The following is a 6,777-nucleotide window of genomic DNA, read 5'->3' on the forward strand; positions in this document are numbered from 1 at the left end:
GGGCTTGCAAGCGATGTGGCAACGCCACATCTTGTTTTTCATGAGCGATAAGAAGCAGCCCGTGCCCGCGAGGACCAATCCTGCGCCGATCAAGCCTCAATCCAACGCCGGCGAGATCGACGCCTTCATTCGTCAGGCGAGGACACTTGCTGCGTCGGCGACCGGTTCGGGCAGGCTGATCCTAGCTCTCGACGCAACAATGAGCCGCCAGCCGACCTGGGATCTGGCCTGCACGCTGCAGGGCCAGATGTTCGACGCCGTCGGCAAGGCCGGAACCCTCAGCGTGCAACTGGTCTATTTTCGTGGTCTCGGCGAGTGCCGTTCGTCGGCTTTCGTGAGCGACACCAACGCCTTGAAGCAGCTGATGACGCGGATCGAATGCCGTAGCGGCCACACCCAGATCGGCAAGGTCCTGACGCATGCGTTGAAACAGACGGCGGCCGCCAAGGTCAATGCGCTGGTCTACATCGGCGACGCGATGGAAGAGAATATCGACGATCTGGCCGAAAAGGCCGGCAGCCTCGGCCTTCATGGCGTTCCCGTCTTCGTGTTTCAGGAAGGCCATGATTCCGGCGCAGAAAAGGCGTTCAAAGAGATTGCACGGCTGTCCAAGGGGGCTTGGTTTAGATTTGATCGGCGGGCTGCCGCGACCCTGGCAGGACTGCTTTCGGCCGTCGCCGTGTTTGCGACCGGCGGGTTGAAGGCGCTCGAAGCCAGGGGCAGGCCGGAAGACCGGCTGATGATCGAGTATCTGCGGGGCGGCGGAAAATAATGGGCGCGATCATCGCTTTTGGAGCGTTGCTTCTGCTGCTCCTCGGCGCAGTGACGATCTTTCTGCGTGCCGAGCCGGCGAAACTGGCGAGCACGCTGCGAACGCTCGGGCCGGCTCTTCTGGCACTTGTCGGCGTCGCCGTGCTTGTGGTCGGCCGGGAAGGCATCGGCGGCATGATTCTCACCGGCGCAATTGCCTGGTATGGTTCCATGCGCATGAAACGCCAGCCGGCCGGGCTTGCACCGGGCAAACGCTCGACGGTGCGCACAGCGGCATTGGAAATGGAACTCGATCACGATACCGGCGGCCTCGAAGGACTGGTCCTGGCTGGCCGCCACGAAGGCAAGATGCTTGGCGCGATGGGGCTGGCGGAATTGCAACACCTCTACCGCGAACTCTCCGGCGATCCGGAGAGCCGACAGCTGCTAGAGACGTATCTTGACGGCAGATTTCCCGTCTGGCGCAAAAACGCTGAGACGAACGGTGGCGAAGGGCTGGGTGTTGCGCCAGGTCCGGGCGCCATGACTAAGGAGGAGGCCTACAAGGTCCTTGGTCTTGAAGCGGGGGCCGCCGCGGCGGATGTCCGCAAGGCGCACCGCCGCCTGATGCAGCGCCTGCACCCCGATGTCGGCGGCACGTCTTTCCTGGCGGCGCGGATTAACGAAGCCAAGGACGTCTTGCTCTCCAATCACAACTAGTCTCCTTCGACGCAGAATTTTTCCGGGAGATGGCTTGCACGCCGTCCTACTGCTGGACGGCGTAGCACTCGATGTTCTTCTTCTTCAAAGCGGTACAGGCCTTCCAGGCGGCGGTCTTCGAACCGAAGCCACCGAAGCGGGCGCGGTAGTAGGTGACGCCATCCTTGTCGAAGGCGACAGTGAAACCGGAAGCGTCCGCCAGCACCTTGGGCGCCTGCTTGGTGGTCTTGTCGAGAAAGGCCTGGGCCTCGGACTGCTTGGGCGACGAGGCGACCTGAATGGCCCAACCCGAAGGCACCGACGCGGTGTTGACCGGGTCGACAGCCGCCGGCGTCGGCTCGGCATAGGCCGCTACAACCTGGGCCGTCGCGACTTGGGGGGCTGAAACGATGACGGTCTTGACCTTTCTGGTCTTGACGACGGGGGCTGCTTCTTCGGCCTGCGCGGTATCGTCTTCCGCGACCGTGGCGTCCTCGGCAACGGTGACATCGTCCTGCGCTATGACAGGCTTGTCGTCCGGTGTCGGAGCGTCATGCTTGGGCAGGAGAACCTTGGCAAGGGCGGTGATCGGGTTGTTGCCACCGGCCTTGGCGACCAGATCGCCACCACCGCGAGTCGACGCCCTCGGCAGATAGGTGTTGATCAAGCTGGCCATCTGATTGTCGCGGCTGCCGCCCGAGGTGCCGCCCATGACCACGCCGACGATGCGGCGATTGCCATCGGAAACCGATGAGACGAGGTTGAAGCCGGAGGCGCGGGTGTAGCCAGTCTTGATGCCGTCGACGCCCTTGATGCGTCCAAGCAGACGGTTGTGGCCGTTGATGCGCTGGCGCCCATAGAGAAAGGAGCGCTGCGAGAAATAGCCGTAATACTGGGGAAAATGCTCGCGCAGCGCGATGCCGAGCGTCGCCATGTCGCGCGCGGTGGTGAACTGGCCGGGGTCGGGCAGGCCATTGGCGTTGCGGAACACGGTGCCGTTCATCCCCAGCGCACGCGCCTTGGCGGTCATCATGCGGGCAAAAGTGGTTTCATTGCCGCCGAGCATTTCGCCGAGCGCGGTGGCCGAGTCATTCGCCGACTTGGTGACGATCGACAGGATCGCGGTCTCGACCGTGACGGAACCGCCCGGCTTCACGCCAAGTTTCGTCGGCGCCTCGGCGGAGGCCTTGGCGGAAAACACCACTGGCGTGTTCCTGCTGATCTTGCCCTTCGCCATCGCTTCGAAGGTCAGATACAGCGTCATCATCTTGGTCAGCGAAGCCGGATAGCGCCTGCCGTTGGCGTCGGCGGAGTAGAGCACTTTGCCGGTCTTGGCATCCACGACGATGGCCGCCTGCCTGGCCGCCAGCGACGAGGCAACGTCGCCAAAAACGAATGTCATCGCCAGGGCGATGATCATCATCGTTTTGAGAGGGGAGGTAGATTTGGAAACGATGCCCAACAACGCCTTACGCACTGGTACTTCCCTTGGATTTCTTCGTTGCGTTGGAGGCGGCAAAGGGTCCTGCCTCGCTTCCGGCCAAGCTACCGGCGCAGCGTTACCAATCCGTTTATGGTAACCGCCGCGTTCACCATTTTCTTCGGGCTTGTGGCTCTCTTTATTCGATTTTTAGCCATTGGCTGCGCAGGCGGGTCCGCAAGCCCGCGAAATCTTGACTTTTGTGCGGCGCACAATATATTATCTTGCATTGCACAAGGGCGCCCCGAAGAAGGACGCTTCAACCGTCAAGGGAATCGTGAAATGACCCAGACCTATGAGGACTTCAGCAAATACGGCAAAGAGTTCGCCGACACCGGATTGAAGAGCTTTGCGTCGCTGTCCAAGGGCGCGCAGGCGATTGCCACCGAAGCTGGTGAATACACCAAGAAGAGTTTTGAAACCGGCAGCGCCACGGTGGAGAAGCTGTTTTCAGCCAAGTCGCTGGAAAAGGCGATCGAGATCCAGTCGGATTACGCCAAGCAGTCCTATGAGGCGTTCGTCGCCGAGGCCACCAAGATCGGCGATCTCTATGCCGAACTCGCCAAGGAAGCTTACAAGCCATTCGAATCGATCGTTGCCAAGGCAAAGTAATTTTGCCCGGGCGAACTGATTTCGCCTGACGTGACCCCAGATTCAGCCTTTGAACCCGAGAAAAAGCCCGGCCACGGAAACGCGGCCCGGCTTTTTCGTGTCAATTTCCGTTCCAGAGCCTCGCGCCCCTTCACGATTGCGAAAATCGTCCAAGTTTGGTGACCTAGCCATATTGTCAGCTAACCAGAAGGGCTTAAAATCGTACATCGAACACCTACATGTCGAACTCGCATGGGGAATCGAAAGAGGCAGGAATACGTGACGATCGGTTTGACTGCCACGAGACGAGTGGTGCGGATGCAAGACGGCGACGGTAACGGCAATGGGGCCGGCCGTGGGACGGCCGTCATCACGCGCACCAAAACCAAGACCAAAAAGCCCAGCCTTTATCGGGTCCTCATCCTCAACGACGACTACACTCCGATGGAGTTCGTGGTTCACGTGCTGGAGCGTTTTTTCCAGAAGGATCGCGAAGCCGCCACACGCATCATGCTTCATGTTCACAATCATGGAGTGGGCGAGTGCGGGGTCTATACATTCGAGGTGGCCGAGACCAAAGTGTCCCAGGTCATGGATTTCGCCCGACAGAATCAGCATCCGCTGCAATGCGTGATGGAGAAGAAGTGAGGTAACATGCCGGCTTTCTCCCAAGGCCTGGAAAAGGCGCTTCACCAGGCGCTGACGCTCGCCAATGAGCGGCACCATGAATATGCAACCCTAGAACATCTGCTGCTCGCGCTCATCGACGACACCGAGGCGGCCGCCGTCATGCGCGCCTGCAATGTCGATCTCGATGAGCTCAAGCACACGGTTCTCACCTATATCGACACCGAGCTCGACAACCTCGTCACCGGTTACGACGAGGACTCCAAGCCGACCGCCGGTTTCCAGCGCGTCATCCAGCGCGCGGTGATCCATGTGCAGTCGTCTGGCCGCGAGGAGGTTTCGGGCGCTAACGTCCTCGTCGCCATCTTCGCCGAGCGCGAGAGCCATGCCGCCTATTTCCTGCAGGAACAGCAGATGACCCGCTACGACGCGGTCAACTACATCTCGCACGGCATTGCCAAGCGTCCGGGCGCATCGGAGACACGCTCGCCGCGCGGTGCCGATGACGAGCAGGGCGGCCAGAACGGCGCCGAGCCACAAGAGGAAGGCGGCAAGAAGAAGCAGCAGCAGGATGCGCTGACGGCTTATTGCGTCAATCTCAACAACAAGGCCAAGGCCGGCAAGATCGACCCGCTGATCGGCCGCGAGTCCGAGATCAACCGCACCATTCAGGTGCTGTGCCGCCGCTCGAAGAACAACCCGCTCTATGTCGGTGATCCCGGCGTCGGCAAGACGGCGATCGCCGAGGGTCTGGCCAAGCGCATCGTCGAGGGCGACGTTCCCGAAGTGCTGCACAACGCCACCATCTTCGCGCTCGACATGGGCACGCTGCTCGCCGGCACGCGCTATCGCGGCGATTTCGAGGAACGGCTGAAGCAGGTCGTCAAGGAACTCGAGGACTATCCCGGTGCCGTGCTGTTCATCGACGAGATCCATACGGTCATCGGCGCAGGGGCTACTTCAGGCGGCGCCATGGATGCGTCCAACCTGTTGAAGCCGGCGCTGTCATCGGGTGCGATCCGCTGCATCGGCTCGACCACCTACAAGGAATTCCGCCAGTTCTTCGAGAAGGACCGTGCTTTGGTGCGGCGCTTCCAGAAGATCGACGTCAACGAACCGACCATCGCGGACGCCATCGAGATCATGAAGGGCCTCAAGCCCTATTATGAGGAGTTCCACAAGGTGAAGTTCACCAACGAGGCGATCAAGGCCTCGGTGGAGCTGTCGGCACGTTACATCAACGACCGCAAGCTGCCGGACAAGGCGATCGACGTGATCGACGAGACCGGCGCCTCGCAGATGCTGGTTCCGGAAGCCAAGCGCAAGAAGACGATCGGCATCAAGGAGATCGAGGCGACGATCGCCACCATGGCCCGCATCCCGCCGAAGACGGTTTCGGCCGATGACGAGAAGGTGCTGCAGGGTCTCGATATCGAGCTGAAGCGCGTCGTTTATGGCCAGGACACCGCGATCACCGCGTTGACCTCGGCGATCAAGCTGGCGCGTGCCGGCCTGCGCGAACCGGAGAAGCCGATCGGCTCCTACCTGTTCTCCGGCCCGACCGGCGTCGGCAAGACCGAAGTGGCCAAGCAGTTGGCCGCGTCGCTCGGCGTCGAGCTGATCCGCTTCGACATGTCGGAATATATGGAACGCCACACCGTCTCGCGGCTGATCGGCGCTCCTCCCGGCTATGTCGGCTTCGACCAGGGCGGTCTTCTGACGGACGGCGTCGACCAGCATCCGCATTGCGTGCTGTTGCTCGATGAGGTCGAGAAGGCGCATCCGGACCTGTTCAACATCCTGTTGCAGGTTATGGACCATGGCAAGCTGACCGACCACAATGGCAAGCAGATCGACTTCCGCAATGTGATCCTAATCATGACCACCAATGCGGGCGCGTCGGATGCGCAGCGCGCGGCGATCGGCTTCGGCTCGACCAAGCGCGAAGGCGACGATGTCGAGGCGATCAACCGGCTGTTCACGCCGGAATTCCGCAACCGTCTCGATGCGATCATCCCGTTCGGCTCGTTGCCGGTGCCGGTCATTCATCAGGTGGTGCAGAAGTTCGTCATGCAGCTCGAGGCCCAGCTTTCCGAGCGTGGCGTCACCTTCGACCTGTCGGCGGATGCGATCGCCTGGCTCGCCGACAAGGGCTATGATGAGCGCATGGGAGCGCGGCCGCTCGGCCGTGTGATCCAGGAGCACATCAAAAAGCCGTTGGCCGACGAGGTGCTGTTCGGCAAGCTCAAGAAGGGCGGCACGGTGCGTGTCACCGTCGAGAAGAAGGAAACCGGCGAGACCGGCCTGAAGCTCGAGTCACTCGCCGACGAGGCGCCGGTGAAGCCGAAGAAGGAAGAGCCGGAAGAAACAACGAAGCCCAGAAAGGCCGTGACGAAAAAGCCCGCGGCCAAGAAGCTGGTGGCGCAGAAGCCCGAAGCCAAGGGCAAGGACGGCGGCAAGCGCAGCCTCGTGCCGCAACTGCCCCGAAAGAACTGACCTTGACGAAAGTCGAAAAAAGCCCCGGAAATGAACTGACCCCATAAAGTTGGACGGTTCATTGAGTTGGTAGGTTTAAGGGCTGGTTCCTGTATTGCACAGGGGCCAGCCCTTTCAGTTTCAGTTTGATGCGG

At 61.1% G+C, this 6,777-nt stretch carries 6 protein-coding genes; 5 read left to right on the forward strand and 1 reads right to left on the reverse strand.

All coding sequences use genetic code 11. The features are described 5' to 3' along the window. Window positions 1–40 precede the first annotated feature (40 nt). Window positions 41–772: a vWA domain-containing protein gene (locus tag NKK51_RS12425; RefSeq protein ID WP_352553073.1), complete on the forward strand. Its 732-nt coding sequence runs from the start codon at window positions 41–43 to the stop codon at window positions 770–772. Next, entirely contained in the window at window positions 772–1,470 is a 699-nt protein-coding gene (locus NKK51_RS12430) for a DnaJ domain-containing protein (protein ID WP_023812952.1), read from the forward strand. The genes NKK51_RS12425 and NKK51_RS12430 overlap by 1 nt, the downstream gene beginning before the upstream one ends. Window positions 1,471–1,516: 46 nt before the next feature. Here NKK51_RS12430 and NKK51_RS12435 read toward each other — a convergent pair whose 3' ends face one another. Then, the gene (locus tag NKK51_RS12435; RefSeq protein ID WP_128303603.1) at window positions 1,517–2,926 is read right to left on the reverse strand and encodes a D-alanyl-D-alanine carboxypeptidase; all 1,410 of its coding nucleotides are present in this window, start codon (window positions 2,924–2,926) and stop codon (window positions 1,517–1,519) included. Window positions 2,927–3,211: 285 nt separating this feature from the next. Between NKK51_RS12435 and NKK51_RS12440 the strand changes: the two genes are divergently transcribed. The 3 genes from NKK51_RS12440 to clpA all read left to right on the forward strand — a co-directional run bounded on the left by NKK51_RS12440 (window position 3,212) and on the right by clpA (window position 6,643). Next, complete coding sequence (locus tag NKK51_RS12440) at window positions 3,212–3,541, forward strand: phasin family protein (RefSeq protein ID WP_013531776.1); 330 nt, start codon at window positions 3,212–3,214, stop codon at window positions 3,539–3,541. Window positions 3,542–3,838: 297 nt separating this feature from the next. Then, the gene (gene clpS / locus NKK51_RS12445; RefSeq protein ID WP_023812950.1) at window positions 3,839–4,168 is read left to right on the forward strand and encodes an ATP-dependent Clp protease adapter ClpS; all 330 of its coding nucleotides are present in this window, start codon (window positions 3,839–3,841) and stop codon (window positions 4,166–4,168) included. A gap of 6 nt (window positions 4,169–4,174) precedes the next feature. Next, on the forward strand, window positions 4,175–6,643 hold the full coding sequence (gene clpA / locus NKK51_RS12450; RefSeq protein WP_023812949.1) for an ATP-dependent Clp protease ATP-binding subunit ClpA: 2,469 nt from the start codon (window positions 4,175–4,177) through the stop codon (window positions 6,641–6,643). Window positions 6,644–6,777 lie beyond the last annotated feature (134 nt).

Source organism: Mesorhizobium sp. M0011, assembly GCF_040324155.1.
Classification (GTDB): domain Bacteria; phylum Pseudomonadota; class Alphaproteobacteria; order Rhizobiales; family Rhizobiaceae; genus Mesorhizobium.